Raw genomic sequence first — 20,886 nt, forward strand, 5'->3', positions numbered from 1 at the left:
CCCGGCGTCGCCGGCCATCGCTCGCGCCGAAGCTCCGCCATCGCTTTCGCATTCCGTCGCTCGCGCCGAGACACACCCGGCTTCTCCTTCCGTGGCCCGTGCAGAAGCCCCGTCATCGCTTTCGCCCTCCGTCGCCCGCGCTGAAGTGCCACCGGCATCCGCATCCGTGGCTCGAACTGAAGCGCTGTCCCCTCTCCCGAGCTCGGCTGGAGAGAGCGGGTCTCGGAAGCAGGCTGCTCCGTCGCCCGCACAGCGCGCGGATGTGCGGAGCACGCCAGGCCCGCGCGTCGTCCGTATCCTCCCTCGCGCCGAGTCATCCACCGAGCCCCCCGCCCGCGCTTCTTCGCGGCAGGACGTCGACACCGGGCAGGAACTCCGACCCACCTCCTCCATCGAGCCCACCGCCGCCCGCGCCGCCACGTCTGGCTCCGGGCCGGAGTCGGGCGGAAGCGCGAGCCCCAGGACCCGTCTCACGTTCCTCCCGACTCCCGAGTCCCCCGCATCCCCGGCCCTCGAGTCCCCTGCTTCCCGAGCGCCCGTGACCTCGCCGCTCCCCACCTCCGAAGGCATCAGCGGCCCTCGGCCCGGCGCAGTCCCCGCCGCTCTCGCCGAGCAGGTCACGCGAGGTCTGTCGCCCGTCTGGGAGCAGGCCCACCAGCTCACGCACACCGCGCTCACCGTGGAGCGGGCCTCGACTCCCGCGAGCACCGTGACGGCTCCTCCGAGCGGCGCCGTGCGCAACACGTTCAACGTCAACGTCCACCTGGATCCCTCCGCACCCCAGGAGGGCCTGGACCGGCGCACGTTGGAGGACGCGCTGGTCGACATCCTTCGCGAGACGGCACGCCGTCATGGGTTGGAGGTCTGAGCCATGGCTGGAATCGCCTACGAAGTGACGATCGGCTCCTTCCAGGCCTCGAGCCAGGCCGGCCAGGGCAACGGGTACGTCCGCTCCATCGTCAGCGAGCTGACCATGGATGGTGTCGGTGGACGCTGCTACCTGGAGCTGGTGGCCTCGGACTCGGAGCCACCCGCGCCCGGGGACGAGACAACGGTCTCCCTCGACGACGGAAACGGCGCCGTCACGGTCTTCACCGGCACGGTGCTGGAGACGAAGGCTTCGCCGGACACGACCCTCATCGTGGGCACCGATGCGCTGGCGAAGCTCGCCCGGATCGACGTGAGCGGCTCCTACGAGCAGACGTCGGCCGGCTCCATCGTCAGCGAGCTGGTCCAGCAGGCCGGAGCCACCGCGGGCACCGTCGAGGACGGTCCCACGTTCACAAGCTACGTGCTCCACCGCGGACCGAGGGCGCTCCGCCACATCCACCGTCTGGCCGAGCAGTGCGGCTTCGACGTGTACACGGATGGAGAGGGCAAGGTGCACTTCGCCGCGCCGAAGCAGGGCGGGCCGGACCACACCTTCGTCTATCGGGAGCAGGTCCTGAAGATCGAGCTCCTGCGCACTCCGCTGGCCTACGACGGCGTGGAGGTCTGGGGCGAGGGCGCCGCGAGCACCCAGGGCTCCGAGAAGTCCCACTGGCTCGTCGCCGATCTCTCGTCGGTCAGCGGCAAGGCCGCCGCCGATGCGGACTTCAGCGTGCAATCCGGCAGCGAGGGTGAGCGCTCGCGCGAGGTGCGGGACGGCGCGGTGCGGACCGGCGACGACGCGACCGCCCAGGCCCAGGCGCGGATGACGGCGCTGGCCTCACGCGCCCTGCGTGGCTTCGCCGTGGTGCTCGGCGCCCCGGCCGTGAAGCCGGGGGACCTCGTGAAGTTCGATGACATCCCCGCCACGCACGCGGTGCATGCGCTGGCCTCCGACAAGGTGCTCCGCGTGCGCGCGGTGCGGCACACGCTGAATGCCCGGTCGGGCTTCGTCACCCGGATGGAGTTCTGAGATGCCCGTACGCATTGGAAAGATCGAGCTCATCGGTCTCACCAACATCTACACCGAGGACACCCGCAACCTGGTGCAGCAGCGCGTGCCGGGGCAGTCGGGCAACATCTTCCAGGACCTCGGCCGTGAGCCCGTCACCGTCGTCATGGAGGGCATCCTCCTGGGCGAGGACACGCAGGGTGCCCTCGAGGAGCTGCGCCAGGCGCAGATGAAGGCCACGCCGATGGCGTTCGCCGCGGACGCCATCGCCGGTGCCGATCTGACGGACGTGCTCATCGCCGACTTCCAGGTGAAGCAGCTCGCCGGCCACGAGAGCCGCTACAGCTTCTTCCTGAAGGTGAAGGAGTACGTGGAGCCGCCGGCCTCCGAGGACGCGGGCGCCGCCGCCGTGGACGAGGCCGCCGCCGAGGATGCCGCCGCCTGGGCCCAGGGCTCCACCGACGCCGCCGCCGTGCTGCAGAACCCCGACTCCCTCATGGAGGCCGTCGACAGCAACCCCGAGGTGCTCGCCCACCTGAGCCCGGACGAGCTCGGCTCCGTCGTCACCCAGACCCAGGACAAGCTGAGCGGGGAGAACTTCGGCAACCTCGTCGGCGCGCTCGGCAAGACCAATCCCGGGGCGGTCGGTGGCTTCCTCGACTCGCTGAAGAACTCCGGCAGCCTGGGCGGCTTCATCCAGAAGCTCGCCGCCGAGGGTGTCAACCTCATGCAGAAGCTCAAGGGCATCGACCTGGGCGCGGCGCTCAGCCTCGTCAAGGCGATCGCCGGCGCGGGCGACTTCCTCGCGAAGCTGAAGCGCGTGGTCGACGAGGCCACGGCCCTGGGCGATGCGGTGGGCAACTTCGATCCGCTCGGGCCCTTCAAGGAGCTCGATATGGGGGCCAACCCGTGAGCACCACCACGGCGGACATCATCGACGGCATCGCCCGGCTCATCACCGCGCTCAAGGAGCTGCTCGAGACCGATACGGTCGAGGCGCTGGTGGACCTGGTGAAGAAGCTCGGCATCGGCCAGCCGGTGAAGGTCGGGCTCCAGGCGCTCGCCCGGGTGCTCGACATCCTCGTCGGGTGGATCGAGAAGCTGGAGCAGGTGGCGCGCATCCCAGCGTTCCTCGAAACCCTGGATCCAGCCTTCGAGCAGGTGAAGGAGCTGGCGAGCAGCTCGGGTCAGGAGATGCGGGACATGGGGCTCGGCTCACTGGCGCCCGTGGTCGACGCATCCCGGGCGGCGATCGATCTCGCGGACAAGATCCGGCGCGGTGCCGAGATCATCCTGAAGGGTTACCTGCCCGAGCAGTCCATCGTGCACCTGCGGGAGTCCGTCCAGGGCCTCGCCAACAGGCTTCGGCAGATGCAGCAGAAGCTCGATGCCCCGGCGGCGGCCCCCGCCGCGACCGCGAACAAGTCCCTCCTTCCCGCCGGAGCCATTCCATGAGCGACCTCGTGACCATCATCCGTGCCCTCATCCGCGACGAGCTCGCGAGCCTGCGCCTCGGCGACATCGGCGTGGTGACCAGCTCCTTCCCCCATGCGGACGGGGACGAGAACAACCTCGAGTGCAACGTGAAGCTGCGCGAGAGCGACGTGGAGCTGCGCAAGGTGCCCATCGTCACCCCGCACATCGGGATGGTGAGCGCGCCGCGTACGGGAGAGCTGGTCCTCATCTCCTACGTGGCAGGGGATCCCAACCGCCCCATCGTGGTGGGCCGGCTCTACTCGGACGAGGTCAACCCGCCCGTCCACGAGGCGGACGAGTGGCGCGTCGTGGCGCCTCCGGGGGGCACCACCTCCATCGCCATCGACAAGGACCAGTCCATCGTCTTCACCGCCGGGGAGAACGTGGTGACGATCAAGCAGGACGACGTCATCACCATCCAGGGCAAGGCGGACCTGACCATCCAGGTGGACGGCAACGTCGAGCTCAAGTGCCAGGACTGCAAGATCGACGCGTCCGGCAACATCGACCTGGGCAGCAGTGGCAGTGGCGTCATCACCGAGAAGAGCCACAAGTGCTACTTCACCGGCGAGGCGCTCAAGGGCTCGCAGAGCGTGAAGGCGAAGTGAGCCATGCCCGCACCGAGCGCATCCGAGATCGAGAACCTCGCCAAGGGCGCCATGCAGTCGGCGAGCCTGCGGGGCGAGAACGCCCCGGACCTGGCGGCCGCGCTGGGACAGGCCTGCGGACAGGCCTTCACCCTGTTCGTGTCCCTGGCCATGGTGGCTCCCGGCATCCCCGCGGCGGCGCCCCCTCCGGCCGGCTCCGGCAGCACCGCGGGGCCGGGAACGCTGCTGCCCCCGCCCGCGGGCGGACCCGGCGCGTCGATGATCGAGCCCATCGCCATGGGCATGCTCGCCTCGAACAAGATTCGAGGTGAGAAGCAGAGCGCGCTGGCCAAGGCCATCGCCCAGTCCATCGAGCAGGCGCTCACCCTCTTCACCACGCAGGTGAAGGTCGCGCCGGGGATGGCCATCGCCGGCTTCACCACCACGGCTCCGGGCAACCTCATGGGCGCGGCACCCGCCAAACCCATGCTCCAGCCCATCGTCCTGGGCTTCCTCCAATCGGGAGGCATGCGCGGGCAGAACGCCCCGGACCTGGCCGGAGCCATCGCCGAAACGCTGTCCAACGCGCTCACCCAGATGATGACGCGGCTCAAGGTGACCCCGGGCATTCCGTGCACGCCCGCGGCCACCGCCGGGCCCGGGAGGTTGGTGTGATGGCGGACGAGCTGAAGACAGACTTGAAGCTGGCCTTCAAGGACACGGGCGAGATCGACCTCGACTGGAGCACCGACACCGGGGCGGCCACGGTGAGCGGCAAGGACAACCTCGTCCAGGCCCTGACGATGCGGCTGATCGTCTACCGGGGGCACCTGGAGCAGCTCGGCCATGGCCGCTACGGCAGCCGGGTGGCGGACCTCATCGGCGAGCCGTTGGATCGCCAGAACCTCGAGCTGCTGCGCCGCTACGTGCGCCAGGCGCTCAAGGAGGACCCGCGCGTCCAGGAGGTGACGTCCCTGCGCGTCAGCGCCCGTCCCGATCTGCCGGGAGCGGTGGATGTGCGGGCCAGCGTCCGGGCCATCACTGGCGACGAAGTGGAGCTGGGCCTCGCGCTCGACCTCGGGTGAGCACGAGCGGCCGTCATTCAATCCAAGACACGACTTCGGGAGAGCACCATGGACCTCAGTGAAAAGCCAGGCATGAACGGAGTGCTGACCATCGAGCTGCTCGACACGAGCGGAGCGCTGGTGGAGCAGCGCCGGGTCAACAACCTCATCACCACGGCGGGCAAGCAGTTGCTGGCCAACCTGCTGCTGGGAAAGGTGAACGCGCTGCCCACGCGCTGGGCCATCGCGGTGGGCACGGGGGTGGAGGCCGCGAACATCGCGGACACCGCGCTCAAGACCAGGGTGGACGAGGCGGTGGATCCCTCTCCCAAGGTGGAGGTCATCACGCGCGACGGGGCGAGCGTCGTCCGGGCCACGGTGTCCGCCACCCTGCCCGTCCCCGCCCTGGCCGCCAATGACAAACCCCAGGCCCTCTCCGAGGCGGGGATTCAAATCACCCAGGGCAACGGCACCGCCCCCATCCTCTTCAACCGCGTGCAGTTCGCGCAGGTCAACCGTGGCGCCAACATGGTCATGAAGATGACCTGGGAGATCACGTTTTGAGCCTCGAATCGCTCGATACCTCGTTCAGCGCCATCGTCGACCGGCTGCTGTCGAACCTCGGGCCGGGTCTCGACACGAACACCGGGAGCATGGCGCGCACCCTGGCGGAGTCCTACGCGCGGGAGATGGCCACCTTCTACGTCATGCTCGAGCTCGCCCACCGCTCGGGCTATGTCGACACGGCCGAGGGCGATGCCCTGGACAACGTCGTGGCCGTGCTGGGCATCGACCGCGCCCGGGCGGGCCGGCTCACCGGAGAGGTGGAGTTCAGCCGCAACTCGCCCGCGCCGGATGACATCGGCATTCCCGCGGGCCGGCTGGTGACGGGTCTGCCCTCGGACTCCACGCCCCTGCCCCTGTTCGAGACCCTGGAGGACGCCACGCTCCGCCGGGGAGAGACGCGGGTCACCGTCCGGGTGCAGCAGGTCCAGGACGACGCGAAGGACGCGAAGAAGGCGCCCCCCGTCATCGATCCCGGAAAGCTCATCGTGATGCCCCGGCCCGTGCTGGGCATCGAGGCCGTCACCAACCGCGCTCCCATCCGTCGCACCGGAGAGGACGAGACGGACGAGAGCTTTCGCGCCCGGGCCCGCACCGCCCTGCGGGATGGAGAGAAGGGCACGCTCGAGGCCATCGCCTCCGCCGTGCGCCAGCAGGGCGTCCAGCGGGTGACCGTGCGCGAGCCGCCAGACGCTCCCGCCGGGGTGGTCGACGTGCTGGTGGGAGATCCCGACTTCAGCCAGGACCCCAGCGGCGTCCAGCGGGTCTGGGACGCCATCCGTGGCTCCAAGGCCGCCGGCATCCAGGTGCGGCTCCAGTACGCGCGCACCATCTACTTCCAGGTCGAGCTCCAGATTGAGCCCGCGGACCCGGATGTGGACGAGGCCGCGTTCGACCGACTGCGGCGCGAGCTCCAGCAATCCCTCTCCCGCTTCGCCCAGGGTCTGCCCGCGGGCGAGACGGTGCGCCGCCGCAAGCTCGAGGCCGTCCTCTACGCCAACCCGGCCGTCCGCCACATCGACGGCCTGCGCGTGCTCACCTACGTCTGGGGTGTCGATCGGGACGATCCCCAGAAGTCCGCGCTCGTCCTCGAGGCGAAGAGCCGGGAGTACGGGCCCGATCGTGACTGGCGGCTCGACAACCTCGAGACGGTGGCGATCGACCTGGAGAAGAAGCCACCGCTCATCTCCCGGCTGCGGCCGTCCATCTACCGCATCGACCTGGTCGTCTCCGCCCGGCGCGCCGATCCGCGCACGCCCGAGCAGATCCGCCAGGCGCTGCGCGGCGCGGTGGAGCAGTACGCGGCCCGGCTCGCCAAGGAGGCGCAGGCCACGAACAAGCCCCAGGCGATCCTCTGGGAGGACCTCCAGATGACGCTCAAGCAGCAGGCCGAGGTGGAGCAGCTGCTCTCCGCGGTGGTCACCCCGGATGACGGCCTCGCCCAGGTGCTGGCGCAGTCCAGCGGGAAGCAGGCGGCCCTCACCCTCGATCAGGGCACGCGCATGGAGCTCGGCGGCGCCGAGATGGTGGGATTGGGATGAGACCGGAACAGCGCGCACGACGGATGGTGGGCTACCTCCCGCCAGTCCTCCAGACGGGCAGGCAGCTCAACCTCTTCTTCGAGACGCTCGGTCAGGAGCTCGGCCAGATGGAGCTCTGGCTGACGCGCCTCATGCGCTCGCGGTGGTACACGCTCGCGCGGGGCTTCCGCCCGGATGACTCGCTCTCGGTCAAGGCGGCGAGCGAGCTGGGCCGGCTGGGCGCGCTCTACGGCCTCGTGCCCCGCCGGGGCGAGAGCGACACCTACTTCCGCCAGCGCATCGCCGCGCTCGTGGAGCTGCATCGCACCGGACTGAGCACCGCCCCGTCGCTGCTCGGGCTGGTGTCGCTGGTGTACATGGCCCAGCAGCCCCCGGAGCTCTCCTGGGAGGGTGAGATCGCCATCGGGACCTTCCAGGTGCCGGAGGCGGATGGCTCGACGCGCGAGATGCGCGTCACCCTCGCCGACAAACCGCTCACGCCCGCCTCGACCCGGTTCCTCGGCATCGGCGCGGGACAGCAGCTCCTCACGACCAACAACGGCCTGGAGGAGGCCATCCCGGAGATCTGCCTGAAGGCGGCCGAGGCGGACATCCCCATCCCCCTGCTGCACCACGAGGAGTCCGGGCTCGATGTGATCTTCCTGGGGCTCGTTCCCAAGGGACAGACCCTCACGCTGCGCGACAAGTACGTCCCCCTGCTCGACGGCCGCCCGGTGAAGGAGCCGGTGATCGTGGCGCATCCCACGCGCTTCTCGGGCAGGGAGGACCAGGGCCCGCGAGCCCGCTTCAATGCCCCGGACTCCCGCTTCGCCGTGTTCAAGCAGGACAACGAGCTGCCCCCGCTCGTGCCGGGAAGGAATCACTGGAGCTACGAGACGCTGACGCGCGCGAAGCTCACGTCCTATCTCCGGGGCACGCCGGGCCTGGAGCTGGACAAGGCGCTGGCGCTGATCCCTGAAGGCAAGCCCTCGCCTCGCGCCGACCTCCAGTTCAACTGGATCGAGCTCGCTCCCGCGACCTTCACGCTGAGCATCCCGGTGGACTACGTGCCACCGCACCTCCAGGTGCCCGGCGAGGATGGCACGGTGCCGGGACTGCCCGGCCTGGTCCGGGAGCTCGCGGCCGCGCTGACCTACGGCCGGGCCGCCGGGGTGCGCTGGCGCATCGAGCTCATCCTGCCGATGCCGGCGGAAGAGGTCTCCCTGGGCGAGAGCCCCGCCCTGATGGAGCTCGCCACGTCCTTCACCGAGGAGGCCCGGGCCACCGACTCCCCCATCGCCGTCGCCCCCAACCTCATCCTCACGGAGCAGGTCGGGGAGCTCGATGACTCCCGTCTCACCTGGTCCGGATTCTTCGATCACACCCGCTTCAACACCTCGAGGTTCAAGCCATGACAGAGCCCTTCTACAAGGCCGATCCCGGCGATCCGATCACCGCGGACGATTGGAACAACATGCAGAGCAAGATGCGTGAGGAGGTCCGCACGCACACCCACAAGGGTGGAGATTCCGGGGCGCTGCTCGACGGGAGCAGCATCTCGCCCACCGCCACCCTGAAGGTGAATCAGGTGGATGCCGCGGTCGGGCTGACGGTGAAGAACGTCGACGTGCTCGAGCGGCTCAACGCCCTGGACAAGCAGAAGCTGTCTTCCGGAGGCAACATCTCCGGCTCGCTCTCGGTCGCCGGGAACGTGGGCGTCGGCACGGCGGCCCCCGCGGCCAGGCTGGACATCCAGGGCGCGAACCGCACGGGCACGCACGCCCAGAACCGGGCCCTGTACGTCACGGGTGAGTTCGGCGAGGCCGATGGCGTGGAGTTCCGTCATTCCAATGGCACACAGGGCGTCGGGATTGGCTACAACACCGTCTACGCCACCGGAACCAATGACAACCAGGACCTGATGCTGAAGGCCCGGGGGTCCGGAACGGTTCGCGCCCTGAACCGGCTGGAAGTCACCGTGCCGGGGACGGGAGCCTGGAACAAGCTCGTCGTGAACACCACGGCCGAGTGGGGTGACGGAAACACGCAGTTCGTGACCATCGGCTCCGGGGGCGCGGCGGGGATCATGCTCTCCAACCCCCACGTCACCTGGCGGGAAAACCGGGCCTCCATCCGCTACGGCCGCAGTGGCGGAGTCCCCAACGGGGCCTTCTGGGATGTCGGGACGCGCGTCAACAATGCCTTCTCCGTGGCCCTCAACGGACCGGACGATCACAAGCTGTGGGTGTCCGGGAATGGCAACGTCGGCATCGGCACGACGGACCCCACCAAGAAGCTCACGGTCGACTACGCGGGCTCCACTGCCAACCACGCCACCATGGAGGTGCGTCAGACGGGAGGCAACTCCTGGGGGGTCGCGCTCGTGCTCCGCACCACGGGAGGTAACGACGGCGCCGCGATGATGCTGCGCAGCCGGAACAAGAACTGGCATCTGCGTGGCGAAACGGGAGACAAGGCCACCGGGTTCCAGATCACCGAGGACGGCGGAGATGCCGAGTACGGGCAAGGCTTCGGAACCCCGCGGCTCCACATCAGCGCCGGAGGCAATGTCGGCATCGGCACGACAGCCCCCGGGTCCAAGCTGGACATCCAGAACGCCCCCCGCTCGGGCGCCCACCCCCAGAACCGGGCCTTGTATGTCACGGGTGAATTCGGCGAGGCCGACGGCGTCGAGTTCCGGCACTCCAATGGCACACAGGGCGTCGGGATTGGCTACAACACCCTCTACGCCACCGGTAGCAATCCCAACCAGGAGCTGTTCCTGCAGGCCCGGGGCACCGGGTCGGTCAGGGCCCGGGTGAACAGCGCTCAGATGGTGTTGGAGCGGAGCATCGCCCAGGGAGGCAAGGCCCTCTTCCTCGAGCTGTTCCAGAGCGCGGGAACCAATCCCCCGGATGTCGTTCCCAGCCTCCGGTTCCACCACGCCGGCCGCCACTGGAGCCGTATCGACGCCACCAACGGCTGCTTGCACTTCCGGGACGGCAACCTCGCCGTGGATGACTACGTCGATGCCGCCGCGCGTAACTTCTACATCAAGAGCCAGGACGCCCTGGCGGTGGCCAGCCCGGAGCAGTCGCGGATCATCCGGGGATCCGTCCGGGCGGGCGGTGGCATCGTGGGAGCTGGCTTCTCGGCCGCATGGATTGGCGGCGGCCTCTGCGACATCACGTTCAGCAGGAGGTTCAACGGCCCACCCACGGTCGTCGCCACCCAGCAGTACACCGGCGACGGGAGGGGTGGAAACACCCTGGACAACGCCGTGGTCGTCCTCATCGACGAAACCAAGGCGCGGATCAAGACCGGAGATGGGGGCGGGAACGGCACCAACCGTGATTTCCAATTCATTGTGATTGGCCCGTGAGCCCTCGTGGCGTCACGCACGTGAACGAGAGGAAGAACCATGAAGCACACGATCGAAGAGCGGATGAACACCCTGAAGTCCGAGTACGAGTCCGGCCAGAAGATGCTCGCGGAGCTGGAGGCCCGGCGGGCCAACCTCACGCAGACGCTGCTGCGCATCGAGGGGGCCATGCAGGTCCTCAAGGAGCTGCAGGAGTCGGATCCGAAGCCCGCGGAGGACGCGCCGGGCATCCCGCCGGCGGCGAGCTGAGCGCCTGACCCCACCGTCACCCTCCACGAGACAATCCCAATGAGCGACGCGCAAGTCATTGCCAGGTTGGACGACAGCGGAAAGGCCGAACCGAACCTGATGCCGGTAGGACCCTCGGGCCGGTCCATCGTGCTCGACGTTCCTCCCGGCGTGGAGCTGCTGCGCGCCTCGCTCACGCTCCAGGCCCCCGGGGACGACGAGACGGTGGACCTCGTCCCCGGAGCCACCCTCGCCACGAGCACCAGCAAGAACCAGCTCTCGGCGAGCGAGCCCATCGAATGGTTCAGCCTGGACTGGGGCACGCGCCGGCCCCTGACGTCCCTCGTCATCCAGACCGCCGAGACACCGAAGGGCAAGGGCCGGCTCAGTGTCGCCGAGGGGGGCCCGTGGTACCCGCCCACGCCCTCGGACACCGTCGCGCTCGGGGGCACCGGGCAATCGCTCCCGGGCATCATGGCGAGCCGCTTGATGGTGGAGCTCGTCGATGCCACCAGCACCTCGGGTCCGACAGCGCCGAAAGTGCTGGCCGCTACGAAGCTCTCGGGCGTGGTGGTGAAGGCCGCCGCGCGCCCCTCGGACCTGACGGTGCTCGTCGAGCCGGGGGTGATGTTCTTCCATCAGGCAACGCCGCTTCAGCCGCTCCAGGAGATGACGCTGGGCGACAACCTGAGCACCGCCCTCCAGCACGTCTGGCCCGCGGACCTGAAGGGCGGCCGGGTGACCGTCACCCTGCGCTCCTCTTCCGCCGGCAAGCTCAAGCGGCTCCACCTCGCCCTGGACACCGCCACGGTCGTCCGGACGTGGAGTGGCGGAGAGGCGTCGCTCCGGCTCCCGATCGCCAGCGACGGAGAGGTCATCGCCCGCATCGACGAGGTGCCGGGTCAGGGGTTGAGGGAAGTGCGGTTCCTCGTGCGGCATCAACCTCGCGACGAGCACCTCCCGCTCGCTCCCCGGCCGCCTCCCCTTCCCTCCCTGGCACACCTGTGCGGCTCCGGATACGCCGCCGCCCAGGCGTTCTCTCCGCCCTCGGAGGGGGGCTCGCTCGTGGGGATTGACCTCCACCTGCGCCCGCTCACCCGCGCGGTCAAGGGCACGCTGAGTCTCTTCCCCGATGCGCACGACCGTCCGGCGGAGAAGCCGTTGAAGGGCGCCACCCTGGAGCTCGCGATCGAGGAGAAGGACGACGCGCCCTGGCCCTATCGCTGGATTCCTTTCGATCTGCCCGAACCCCTCGCGCTCGACGGCACGACCTGGTGGGCGGTGCTCACCGTCACCGAGGGAGATGTCCTCTGGAGTCTGGGCGAGCCAGGAAGCGCGCCCACCTCGGGGGTGCTCGTGCCGCGCACCGCGCTCTACCGAACTGGCGACACCGGCCCCTGGCTGCCGCGAACGGGGGGACCCTGGGCCTTCTCCCGTCCGCGCCTGCGAGCGCCCGCTACCGAGCCACCGCCTCCTCCCCGCGTGCAACTGCGCTGGGGCAACAAGCTCCTCGACGTGACGCCCGATGAGACGGGGCTCGTCTCCCTGGATGCGAAAGCGCTCGAGGCCCTCCCTCCCCCTGTCAGTCCGGCGGGCGGTGCTCCTCCGCCGCTCGAGGTCATCGTCCAGTCGCGGATCGCCGGGGAGCTCACCCTCTCCGGGCTGCGCGTGACGAGCCCGCGAACCACCGCCCATCCGTTGTTCCAGCCTCCACAGAAGTGAGGACGGCCCACCATGCTGGTCTCCATCGAGTCCTACTTCCATGACGCGCTCCGGCCCGCGATCCCCCACGATGTCGACGTGGTGACCGGTCCCTCCCTGGGTCCCTCGACCGATGACACTCAGCTGCTCGAGGTATCGGCCCTGGGCCTGAAGCTGGCGCTGCCCGAGGGCGACGACCTGACGGCGCTGCGCGAGGCCTCCTTTCTCGGAGGAACGCACCGCTGGCCGGCCAACGGGCGCCAGGTGGACTTCGTCCTTCCGAAGGGCGTCCAGGGAGAGGTGGTGGAGGTCGAGTCACCTCCAGGCCGCCCGCTGCGCCGGGGGGATGACTACATGCTGGAGGGGCGCACCGTGCGCTTCTTCCGGCCTCCCGCGCAGGCCGACGTCGCCGTGGTCGCCTTCCTGCGAGGGGAGCGTGCGCACGGGTTCCTCGAGCGGCGCTCCTGTGAAATCACCCTCGTCACCCGGGCCTGGGCTCGCGAGCACGGCGCCGCGGACAAGCTGCTGTCGGGTGCGCTGGCGGCGGCACTGGTCGCCTCGGTGGATCTAGGCAATCTCGATGACTCGGCCTCTGACGAGTCCGGGGTCCGTATCCGGCTGCTCCGGCCCGTCATGACGCTGCTGGGTCTGTCACGCGGAACCGAGGTGTTCCACGAGACGTCCTTCTTCCGCGCCCAGGCCGAGTTCCTGATCCGCGGGCAGCTCGAGCAGCTCATCGCCGTGGGCGAGCCCGAGCCCACCGGCATCATCCGCGAGGTGCGGAGGAACGTGTAAAGAGATTCTAATCCTCGGGCTCGTCCACGTCCTCTGGTTCGTCCACGTAATCGAGCGCGACCTGAGCCTGTTCACGGTAGAGGGGCACGACCTCGACAGCCAACACGCTTTCCAGCACAGCTCTCGCTCGGGCCACATCTCCCGTTTTTTTGTGGCGGGCGGAATCAACAAGTGCCCGGGATAGCCGCCGACTTCCCTCGAAAATCCGACGGCGCATCTCTCGCACGAGTGTTTCCGCTCCTCCAGGTGTGAGCAACGAGCGTTCCGCGTCCTCATTGCTGATGGCCACGTCTCGCGACACTCGTCGGCAGAGGTCTCGCACGTCAGTGTCTAGCTCTATCGGTTCGTTCCGCTCGACCCTGGCATACAACCCGAGAATCCTGTCCCAATCATGTGGCTCGCCCATCCCTGCATCACCTCGTTTTTTGCCAGCACATCTGGAAAGGCCATTGGCGCTGGCCCTCACACAACCGGAAACAGTCATGGCAGGGACCCACCCAACGCGGCTTCTTCTGGCTTTTGCACAGGACGTAGGTGTCTCGGCAATGCTCCCGCCATCCCTCGTCGGGATCGTCTGCCTCCTCTCCTTCACCCGCCCCTTCGTCCGTTCTACGTTGTAGAGCGGTCTCGACCTTCGCCCCGGCCTTTATCGCCTCTTCTATGTCTGAAGTGGTGGCACCGCAGGCTCCGGCAGGATCATATGGGTGCTTCTTGATGCAGCACACCATCGTTGAATCTCCAGGTCTGCAGTCCGTCGCGGCTGCTTGAGCAGGGAACGTGGATGGGTTTGCCGTGCAGTGAGCACCAGTCGAGCAGGTGGAGGACATCCCAACTGCACAACCGGACGCGAATACTCCGTTCAGAATGCCCGCCACCAAGAGGATGTAGGGGATCAAGGTCTTCACGGTGTCCACCATTCGTACTATTTCATACTGGAACATGGCTCGGTTTGAGGCTCCACTTATTTCAGGCTCTTCTGCACAATCCGTGGGTTGGAGGTGAGAGTTCAAGACATCGGCAGCGATGGTCCTCGACCCAGAGGTTCGGCCATGGACCGCATCACCGGACGATGTCCGGCAACAGCCCGTCGGGCAAGCAAGTCCCGCCGCAGCGCATGGCTACATGCCCCGGCAGCGGCGGGTTGAGCACCAGCCCTCCACAGTACAGAAACACCATCGCCTTGAGGGCCGGCTACAGAAGAGCCTGAGAAAGTTCATGTGCTCAACGCCTCTCGGCATCACGGCTAGCGGGACTGGCGATTACCGGCACGTGGCTGGCCACCGGTAACAAGTGCTCGACGCCTCTCGGCATCACGGCTAGCGGGACCGAGTCCCGCCGGCTACACCGTCAGCGCCCGCGTCCGGTGCTCAACGCCTCTCGGCATCACGGCGAGCGGGACTGCCCTTCCTGCTGAAGCGCAGGGAGGCGGTCCTCTTGTGCTCAACGCCTCTCGGCATCACGGCGAGCGGGACCGAAACCGTCAGAATTCCGGACTCCCCTTCTACGTGCTCAACGCCTCTCGGCATCACGGCGAGCGGGACCGGCTAATCGTGTCCTTCTCCGAGACGAACACCCTGTGCTCAACGCCTCTCGGCATCACGGCGAGCGGGACTTCGCGGCCTTCTCGCGTTCCTCCTCAGCTTTGATGTGCTCAACGCCTCTCGGCATCACGGCGAGCGGGACTGGCGGTCCCCGCCAACCAGTCCCTGGACGTGGCGTGCTCAACGCCTCTCGGCATCACGGCGAGCGGGACTCAGCCACCGTGGAGTAGGCCACGCTGAAGACGTTGTGCTCAACGCCTCTCGGCATCACGGCGAGCGGGACGGGGCTCCAGTCGAGGAACCCAGGAGACATCCAGTGCTCAACGCCTCTCGGCATCACGGCGAGCGGGACGAGAGCTACTCCAAGATGAGCCTGCCCGTGGACGTGTGCTCAACGCCTCTCGGCATCACGGCGAGCGGGACAGCCGCGAGGGTTGAGACGAAGAGGAAGGGCATCAGGTGCTCAACGCCTCTCGGCATCACGGCGAGCGGGACACATCCCGGAGTTCACCGTCGAGAACGCCCCCGACATGTGCTCAACGCATCTCGGCATCACGGCGAGCGGGACCCACCTATTACGGCAACCCCGGCGGCTATGGGTAGTGCTCAACGCCTCTCGGCATCACGGCGAGCGGGACGGCTGATCGCGGCTACGGCGGCGGATGCACGCGACACGTGCTCAACGCCTCTCGGCATCACAGCGAGCGGGACTACGCCCGTGCCCCGAGTCGAACTTGTGGGTGGGGTGCTCAACGCCTCTTGGCATCACGGCGAGCGGGACTACAGCCTCCAAAACACAAATGCCCCGGAAGGATAGTGCTCAACGCCTCTCGGCATCACGGCGAGCGGGACCTTCAGGAGCGCACCCTCTCTGCTACGCGACAGGTGCTCAACGCCTCTCGGCATCACGGCGAGCGGGACTTCCAGGCGTGGTGCCAGCAGTACGTGGACCACGCGTGCTCAACGCCTCTCGGCATCACGGCGAGCGGGACGAGATCCGCCATGGGCAGGCTTGATTCAAAGTCCTACGAAAGAGGTTATCCCACCGAGACCTACGGCTGAGGTATAGTCCCGCCTACAGGCGCCCACCGGTGGCGAGCAGCCGCGGGCTGATCGCGCGGGGGGCGACTGCACACAGCCCGGTGACGGGCCGGGCAGGTCCTGGGGAGAAGAAGGATGAGCGGGAAGAAAAACCGGGGCGGGAGGGCTGGCGGGCCCTCCACACCCTAAGAGCTCGTTTCAAAAATGGACCTGAGAGGTCAGGTAACATGCCCTGCCTATTCAGGGCCATTTCGTAAATGGCGCTCAAGCACGCGATAGAGAAGGAGGCAGTGGCCAAGGCGAAGGAGTGCCAGGTGCATCTGTGGGTTCCGCTCTTCGCGAATCCGCAGGCGTTTCATCTGGTGGAACCAGTCCAGGGAGCGCTCCACCACCCAGCGATGGCGTCCCAAACGCTCCTTCGACTCCACGCCTCGGCGGGCGATGCGGGGAACGATGTGGCGCTTCCGTAATCCCCGGCGGGTATCGGCATAATCGTACCCCTTGTCGCCGTGCCCTTTCGCCGGACGCCTGCGTGGCCTGCCTCGTGGCCCCTTGATGGGGAGGATGGCGTCGAGGAGCGGCAGCGCCTCGCGCTTGTCGTGCACGTTGGCGGCCGACAGCAAGGTGGCCAGCGGCAGGCCCCGGCGGTCTACGACCAGGTGGTGCTTGCTGCCCGCCTTTCCTCTGTCCGTTGGATTCGGGCCTGTTTGGGCCCCCCTTTTATCGCCCGTAGGCTGCTGGAGTCGAACGAGGCCCGGCTCCAGTCAATGAGCCCCTTGTGCCCCAACTCGTTCAGCAACACCCGCTGGAGCTTCTCGAAGACTCCTGCTCGGCTCCACTTTCGCAGCCTCCTCCAGCACGTCGCCCCGCTGCACCCGAACACCTCGGCTGGCAGGTCTCTCCAGGCGATGCCCGTCCTGAGCACGAAGATAATGCCCCGCAGGCACGCCCTATCGTCGCGCAATGGACGACCTCTTCTCCCTTTGCGGCGATGTCGTGGCAGCAGCGGCTCCACCCTCGCCCACAGCTCGTCCGGGACCAGTTCGCGCCTCATGCTTGCGAGGATGAGCACCAGGTACGTAGAGGGAAGTCTGGATACCTCTGCGGTTCATTTATGAAACAATCCCAGGGAGGCAGGTCAGATGACCTAGGCTCCCTGGTCCATTTTTGAAACGAGCTCTAAGTGCGTATTCCGGCCATCGCGATCACTCGTTCCGGACGAAGCCGATCACCTGTTCCGGACGAAGCCGATCATCGGAGCGGAGCGACGCTGGTGCCCCTCACTTCTCCGGCTTCGGCTCGGTCGTCAACTTTCCATGCTGCTTGCGGATGGACTCGCCCATCAGCTTGATGCGGTGGGCGTTGTGGACCACCCGGTCGAGGATGGCGTCGGCGACGGTCGCATCACCGATGAGCGCGTGCCATTGCTTGGGATCGAGCTGGGAGGTGATGACGGTGGAAGCAGTTCCACACCGGTCCTCCAAGACTTCGAGCAGGTCCCTTCGCTCGTTGGCCGTCAGTGGCTCCAAGCCGAAGTCGTCGAGGATGAAGACGTGCGCCTTGGACAAGCGCTGCAGCACCGTGCGCCAGGTGCCATCGGCCCGCGCCTGGGCCAGCTCGTCGTAGAGCCGGGAGGCCCTGCGGTACACCACCGTGTAGCCTTCGCGGCACGCCTTGTTGCCCAGCGCGCACGCCAGGTAGCTCTTGCCCATTCCCGTCGGCCCGGTGAGCAGGACGTTCTGGTGGGCGGCCACCCAGCGGCACGAGGCCAGCTCCACCACCTGGGCCCTCGTCAGCCCTCGGGCGTGGGCGTAGTCGATGTCCTCCACGCATGCCGGCTGCCGCAGCTTCGCGTTCTTCAACCGCAGGGAGAGCTTGCGGTTCTCTCGCTGCGTCCACTCGGCGTCCACCAGCAGCCCGAGCAACTCGGACGCGCTGACGTCCTGCGTGGGAGGCACGTCCAGCCACCCCTCCAGGTAGCTGGCCATCCCCAGCAGCTTCATCGCCTTGAGCTTCTCCAGTGTCTGTTTCATCAGCATGGCTTTCCTCTGTGTGAGCGAGCTCGGCGATAGCGCGCGGCGGCGCGCACCGCGCGACGCCGCGCTCCCCCGGGGCAGAGAGCTCGAGGACTGCCCGAGGGGGAGGAAGACTCTCACCTCAGTGGTAGTAGTCAGGGCCGCGGATGTTCTCGTGGACGGGCAGCGCGGCGCGCTCCTCGGCCACCGGCTCCACGGCTTCCAGCTTGTTGCGCAGGATGGCGGCGACGCTGCCGTAGGTACAGGCACGATGCCGAAGCGCACGCGCGCACGCGCGCTCCAACCGCTCCGGGCCGTACTTCTCCTTCAAGCGGATGAGGCCCAGGCAGGCGCGGAACCCCTGCTCGGGATGTTTGCGCCGACGCATCAGCTCCTCGGCCAGCGCCGCAGTCGAGGGGCCCACCTTGGCCGCCCACTCGAGTATTCGCGAGGGCGTCCACTGCGCATGGGCGCGGTGCGAGCTGGGCATGTGCTCGGGCAGCGTCGTCGGCCGCGGCCCGCTGGCGCGCGGGTGGCTGGCGACGCGACGGCCTGCGAGGAAGACTTCGACGCACGCCGTGGTGGCGCGTACTTCCACCTGCTTGCCCACTAACTGGTACGGCACGCTGTAGAGGTGCTCGTCCACCTCGATGTGGTAGTCGATGTTGACGCGCGCCTTCTTCCACCACGCCAGCTCGTAGCGCTCCGCGGGCAGGGGCTTGAGCGCGGGCCGGTCCACCTCCTCGAAGAGCTGCCGCCGCGACTTGCCCAGCTTGCGCATGGGGCGCTCGTTGAGCTTCTCGAGCAACGGACGCACCGCCTCGCGCACCTGCTGCAACGTGCTGAAGCGCTGGTGGCGCAGCACGGCCAGAATCCACCTCTCGGCCAGCAGCACCGCGGCCTCCACCTTCGCCTTGTCTCGCGGCTTGCGCACGCGCGCGGGAATGACGGCGAAACCGTAGTGCCGGGCCAGCTCCGCGTAGGTGGGGTTGAGCTCCGGCTCGTACCGGTCAGGCCGCTGCACTGCCGCCTTGAGATTGTCGGGCACCACCACCTGAGGCACGCCGCCAAAGTACTCCAGCGCTCGGCTGTGGCAGCCCACCCACGTGGCCAGGTCCTCCCCCAGCACCGGCTCCACGTAGGTGTAGCTGCTGGCGCCCAGCACGAAGAGGAAGAGCTTCACCTTCTGCCTCTCCCCCGTCTCGGGCACCACCAGCTCGAGCCCATCCCCGCTGAAGTCCACGAAGCCCTTCTCTCCGGCCCGGTGCGTCTGCCGCATCGTCACCGACAGTTGCGCGCACCAGCGCGCGTAGTGCTCGCAGAACTGGCTGTACTGGTAGCCATCCGGGTGCTGCTCCCGGTACTCCTGCCACAGCAATTGCTTGGTGACGTGCTTGCGCCGAAGCTCCTCGTGGATTCGCGCGAAGTCGGGCTCCGGGCGATTGAGCTTCGGCTTGTGCTCGTCGGGGAAGAGCAGCTGCTCCAGAGCTGCGTCATCGTCCAGCTCCGCCGGCAGTGGCCAGTTCAGCCGCGCCAGCTTTATCCGGCCCAGGTAATCGCTCACCGTGCTCGGTGACAGTCCGCAGCTGCGCGCTATCGCCCTGCCGGTCAGTCCCATTTCCAGGTGTAGTCTCAGAATCTCTCGTAGCTTCCTCATGGACATCCTCGGTGCGGCCAGGTCCTCCTCCTTGCGAGGGAGGCAGCCTGCTTCCATGTGACGTCCAGCGTCTTCTCCGCTCCCATGACTCCGGGGATGACCCCTTGGACTGCATCCGTCATCCCTACGTCCGTGTCACCGATCGGCTTGCTCCGGAATCGGTGATCGGCTTGCTCCGGAATCGGTGATCGGCTTGCTCCGGAATCGGTGATCGCGATGGTCCGGTGCACGCAGTGTGGAGCGGCCAGCCGGCCGGTGGGGGGCGGCATGGTGTTGCAGGGGCATGGCACGCGCAGCCGTCAGGTGCGAGGCCCTGCCCAACCCGGGCAGCAGGCGCAGGTGCGGGTGGTGCAGGTGCGGCGCTACCGCTGCCAGGCGTGCGGTGGCACGTGCACGGTGGTGCCCTGGGAAGTGACGTGGCGGCGGCTGTACTCGGTGGCGGCCATGGCGTGGGCCCTGGCGCTGTGGGGGTTGGTGGGGATGGGGATGGAAGCCGTGCGCCGCCTGGTCAACCCCTGGAAGCACACAGGCGCCAGTGAAGCCGGGCGCTGGCGCACGCCGCTGCGCTGGCTGCGCGCCGTGCACCAGGGGCAACTGCTCGTACAGGTGCACACCATGCGCCCCTGGCCGCCGCACTGGCACCCGCGCAAGGCCGCTGCCCACGTGGCCAGCGTCGTGGCCGGCTACGCCCCGCCCGCCGCTCCCTCCCCGCCCCTGAGTGTGCAGGCATTCCTGGGCGCCGCGCGCGCTCAGTGAGGGACAGACCTCGAGCCCAGGGTCCGACAGCTTCACCCACCCGACAAGTCCCCTTCCCGGTCCGCTCTCGGCCGGGCACGCTGAAGGTATGTCCTGCACCCAGGCCCTGTCGGCCCCGGGGCCGACAGGGCCTCACCGGAGGCAGCACATGCGCTCGACCCTCACGGCATGGAGTCTGACTCGTGCTCCGCGGGCCCCATCTGCTGCCCGTCCCCGGATTGCCTGGAGCCGCTGACGGCACCGGCCGGTGCCCATGGCATGGACGGCACGCCGACGCTGGCGAGCCCAAGTCGGTGCGAGCCCAACGCCAGAAGCAGCGCACAACCTTGCCCCAGCCTCAGACACTCATCGGACGTGCCCTCCCCGCGCGCATGGAAGATGATGGCTCCATCACCGAGCCTGCGCCAGGCCGGCGCATCCTCGTTGATGCCCATCAACCAGCCTGCGCCAGGCCCGCTCATCTTCATTGATGCCCATCAACCAGCCGGTCCAAATCTCCATCAACAAGCGTGCGCGGTAACAGATGTGGAACTGGCGCCTCCCCCACGTCGGGTGCTCAACGCCTCTCGGCATCACGGCCTTCCAGTAGCCCGTCACGGCCACTCTGGGGTCATCGGGTGGCCCTTCCAAGAGGCTCAGCAACTCATGGGCGGCCTGCCGTGGCGTCTCATGTTCCATTC

19 protein-coding genes and 1 CRISPR repeat array are annotated in these 20,886 nt (G+C 68.0%); of the genes, 15 read left to right on the top strand and 4 right to left on the bottom strand.

Annotated features, from left to right (window positions below; genetic code table 11):
* Positions 1-538: 538 nt before the first annotated feature.
* From JRI60_RS32260 to JRI60_RS32325, 14 genes are read left to right on the top strand one after another with little or no spacing between them, the layout of a single operon-like run.
* Positions 539-868: a hypothetical protein gene (locus JRI60_RS32260; protein WP_204219772.1), complete on the top strand. Its 330-nt coding sequence runs from the start codon at positions 539-541 to the stop codon at positions 866-868.
* 3 nt (positions 869-871) lie between these two features.
* Entirely contained in the window at positions 872-1,900 is a 1,029-nt protein-coding gene (locus JRI60_RS32265; RefSeq protein ID WP_204219773.1) for a hypothetical protein, read from the top strand.
* Position 1,901: 1 nt separating this feature from the next.
* The gene (locus JRI60_RS32270) at positions 1,902-2,792 is read left to right on the top strand and encodes a hypothetical protein (RefSeq protein ID WP_204219774.1); all 891 of its coding nucleotides are present in this window, start codon (positions 1,902-1,904) and stop codon (positions 2,790-2,792) included.
* Positions 2,789-3,334: a hypothetical protein gene (locus JRI60_RS32275; protein WP_204219775.1), complete on the top strand. Its 546-nt coding sequence runs from the start codon at positions 2,789-2,791 to the stop codon at positions 3,332-3,334. The genes JRI60_RS32270 and JRI60_RS32275 overlap by 4 nt, the downstream gene beginning before the upstream one ends.
* Entirely contained in the window at positions 3,331-3,963 is a 633-nt protein-coding gene (locus JRI60_RS32280) for a phage baseplate assembly protein V (protein WP_204219776.1), read from the top strand. The genes JRI60_RS32275 and JRI60_RS32280 overlap by 4 nt, the downstream gene beginning before the upstream one ends.
* 3 nt (positions 3,964-3,966) lie before the next feature.
* Positions 3,967-4,617 (top strand): hypothetical protein, encoded by a 651-nt coding sequence (locus tag JRI60_RS32285; protein ID WP_204219777.1) that lies wholly within the window; start codon positions 3,967-3,969, stop codon positions 4,615-4,617.
* Positions 4,617-5,027, top strand: a complete 411-nt coding sequence (locus tag JRI60_RS32290) for a DUF2634 domain-containing protein (RefSeq protein WP_204219778.1) — start codon at positions 4,617-4,619, stop codon at positions 5,025-5,027. Before JRI60_RS32285 ends, JRI60_RS32290 begins: the two co-directional genes overlap by 1 nt.
* 48 nt (positions 5,028-5,075) lie before the next feature.
* Positions 5,076-5,570: a hypothetical protein gene (locus JRI60_RS32295; RefSeq protein WP_204219779.1), complete on the top strand. Its 495-nt coding sequence runs from the start codon at positions 5,076-5,078 to the stop codon at positions 5,568-5,570.
* On the top strand, positions 5,567-7,111 hold the full coding sequence (locus tag JRI60_RS32300) for a baseplate J/gp47 family protein (protein WP_204219780.1): 1,545 nt from the start codon (positions 5,567-5,569) through the stop codon (positions 7,109-7,111). The genes JRI60_RS32295 and JRI60_RS32300 overlap by 4 nt, the downstream gene beginning before the upstream one ends.
* Positions 7,108-8,505, top strand: coding sequence for a hypothetical protein (locus tag JRI60_RS32305; RefSeq protein ID WP_204219781.1), 1,398 nt, complete (start codon positions 7,108-7,110; stop codon positions 8,503-8,505). Before JRI60_RS32300 ends, JRI60_RS32305 begins: the two co-directional genes overlap by 4 nt.
* Positions 8,502-10,472 carry a hypothetical protein gene (locus JRI60_RS32310; protein WP_204219782.1) on the top strand — a complete coding sequence of 657 codons (1,971 nt, stop codon included), beginning with the start codon at positions 8,502-8,504 and terminating at the stop codon, positions 10,470-10,472. The genes JRI60_RS32305 and JRI60_RS32310 overlap by 4 nt, the downstream gene beginning before the upstream one ends.
* A 39-nt stretch (positions 10,473-10,511) precedes the next feature.
* Complete coding sequence (locus JRI60_RS32315; protein ID WP_204219783.1) at positions 10,512-10,721, top strand: hypothetical protein; 210 nt, start codon at positions 10,512-10,514, stop codon at positions 10,719-10,721.
* Between the two features lie 39 nt (positions 10,722-10,760).
* Positions 10,761-12,422, top strand: coding sequence for a hypothetical protein (locus tag JRI60_RS32320; protein WP_204219784.1), 1,662 nt, complete (start codon positions 10,761-10,763; stop codon positions 12,420-12,422).
* A 12-nt stretch (positions 12,423-12,434) separates the two neighbouring features.
* Positions 12,435-13,196, top strand: coding sequence for a hypothetical protein (locus JRI60_RS32325; protein ID WP_204219785.1), 762 nt, complete (start codon positions 12,435-12,437; stop codon positions 13,194-13,196).
* Positions 13,197-13,203: 7 nt separating this feature from the next.
* Here the strand turns inward: JRI60_RS32325 and JRI60_RS32330 are convergent, their stop codons facing one another.
* From JRI60_RS32330 to istA, 4 genes are all read right to left on the bottom strand, one after another.
* Positions 13,204-13,602 carry a DUSAM domain-containing protein gene (locus JRI60_RS32330; protein ID WP_204219786.1) on the bottom strand — a complete coding sequence of 133 codons (399 nt, stop codon included), beginning with the start codon at positions 13,600-13,602 and terminating at the stop codon, positions 13,204-13,206.
* A gap of 811 nt (positions 13,603-14,413) precedes the next feature.
* Positions 14,414-15,729: a CRISPR direct-repeat array (repeat unit 36 nt; unit sequence GTGCTCAACGCCTCTCGGCATCACGGCGAGCGGGAC).
* 285 nt (positions 15,730-16,014) lie between these two features.
* Positions 16,015-16,832, bottom strand: a protein-coding gene (locus tag JRI60_RS32335; protein ID WP_430384330.1) for an IS5 family transposase whose coding sequence is annotated in 2 segments (ribosomal slippage) — positions 16,015-16,490 and positions 16,490-16,832 — 819 coding nt in all. Because the reading frame shifts where the segments join, the coding sequence is not laid out codon by codon here.
* Positions 16,833-17,058: 226 nt separating this feature from the next.
* Positions 17,059-17,817 carry an IS21-like element helper ATPase IstB gene (gene istB, locus JRI60_RS32340; protein ID WP_204219788.1) on the bottom strand — a complete coding sequence of 253 codons (759 nt, stop codon included), beginning with the start codon at positions 17,815-17,817 and terminating at the stop codon, positions 17,059-17,061.
* A 118-nt stretch (positions 17,818-17,935) separates the two neighbouring features.
* Positions 17,936-19,450 (bottom strand): IS21 family transposase, encoded by a 1,515-nt coding sequence (gene istA / locus JRI60_RS32345; RefSeq protein WP_204219789.1) that lies wholly within the window; start codon positions 19,448-19,450, stop codon positions 17,936-17,938.
* A gap of 216 nt (positions 19,451-19,666) precedes the next feature.
* Here istA and JRI60_RS32350 point away from each other — a divergent pair, with 216 nt between their 5' ends.
* Positions 19,667-20,206 carry a hypothetical protein gene (locus JRI60_RS32350; RefSeq protein ID WP_204219790.1) on the top strand — a complete coding sequence of 180 codons (540 nt, stop codon included), beginning with the start codon at positions 19,667-19,669 and terminating at the stop codon, positions 20,204-20,206.
* The last annotated feature ends 680 nt before the right edge of the window (positions 20,207-20,886 follow it).

The sequence above is a fragment of the Archangium violaceum genome, assembly GCF_016887565.1.
In the GTDB taxonomy this organism is placed as follows: domain Bacteria; phylum Myxococcota; class Myxococcia; order Myxococcales; family Myxococcaceae; genus Archangium; species Archangium violaceum_B.

Coding starts and splice junctions, on each gene's coding strand:
- JRI60_RS32265 (WP_204219773.1), top strand. CDS start 872: ATGGCTGGAATCGCCTACGAAGTGACGATCGGCTCCTTCCAGGCCTCG.
- JRI60_RS32270 (WP_204219774.1), top strand. CDS start 1,902: ATGCCCGTACGCATTGGAAAGATCGAGCTCATCGGTCTCACCAACATC.
- JRI60_RS32280 (WP_204219776.1), top strand. CDS start 3,331: ATGAGCGACCTCGTGACCATCATCCGTGCCCTCATCCGCGACGAGCTC.
- JRI60_RS32285 (WP_204219777.1), top strand. CDS start 3,967: ATGCCCGCACCGAGCGCATCCGAGATCGAGAACCTCGCCAAGGGCGCC.
- JRI60_RS32290 (WP_204219778.1), top strand. CDS start 4,617: ATGGCGGACGAGCTGAAGACAGACTTGAAGCTGGCCTTCAAGGACACG.
- JRI60_RS32295 (WP_204219779.1), top strand. CDS start 5,076: ATGGACCTCAGTGAAAAGCCAGGCATGAACGGAGTGCTGACCATCGAG.
- JRI60_RS32305 (WP_204219781.1), top strand. CDS start 7,108: ATGAGACCGGAACAGCGCGCACGACGGATGGTGGGCTACCTCCCGCCA.
- JRI60_RS32310 (WP_204219782.1), top strand. CDS start 8,502: ATGACAGAGCCCTTCTACAAGGCCGATCCCGGCGATCCGATCACCGCG.
- JRI60_RS32315 (WP_204219783.1), top strand. CDS start 10,512: ATGAAGCACACGATCGAAGAGCGGATGAACACCCTGAAGTCCGAGTAC.
- JRI60_RS32320 (WP_204219784.1), top strand. CDS start 10,761: ATGAGCGACGCGCAAGTCATTGCCAGGTTGGACGACAGCGGAAAGGCC.
- JRI60_RS32325 (WP_204219785.1), top strand. CDS start 12,435: ATGCTGGTCTCCATCGAGTCCTACTTCCATGACGCGCTCCGGCCCGCG.
- JRI60_RS32330 (WP_204219786.1), bottom strand. CDS start 13,602: ATGGGCGAGCCACATGATTGGGACAGGATTCTCGGGTTGTATGCCAGG.
- istB (WP_204219788.1), bottom strand. CDS start 17,817: ATGCTGATGAAACAGACACTGGAGAAGCTCAAGGCGATGAAGCTGCTG.
- istA (WP_204219789.1), bottom strand. CDS start 19,450: ATGAGGAAGCTACGAGAGATTCTGAGACTACACCTGGAAATGGGACTG.
- JRI60_RS32350 (WP_204219790.1), top strand. CDS start 19,667: ATGGTCCGGTGCACGCAGTGTGGAGCGGCCAGCCGGCCGGTGGGGGGC.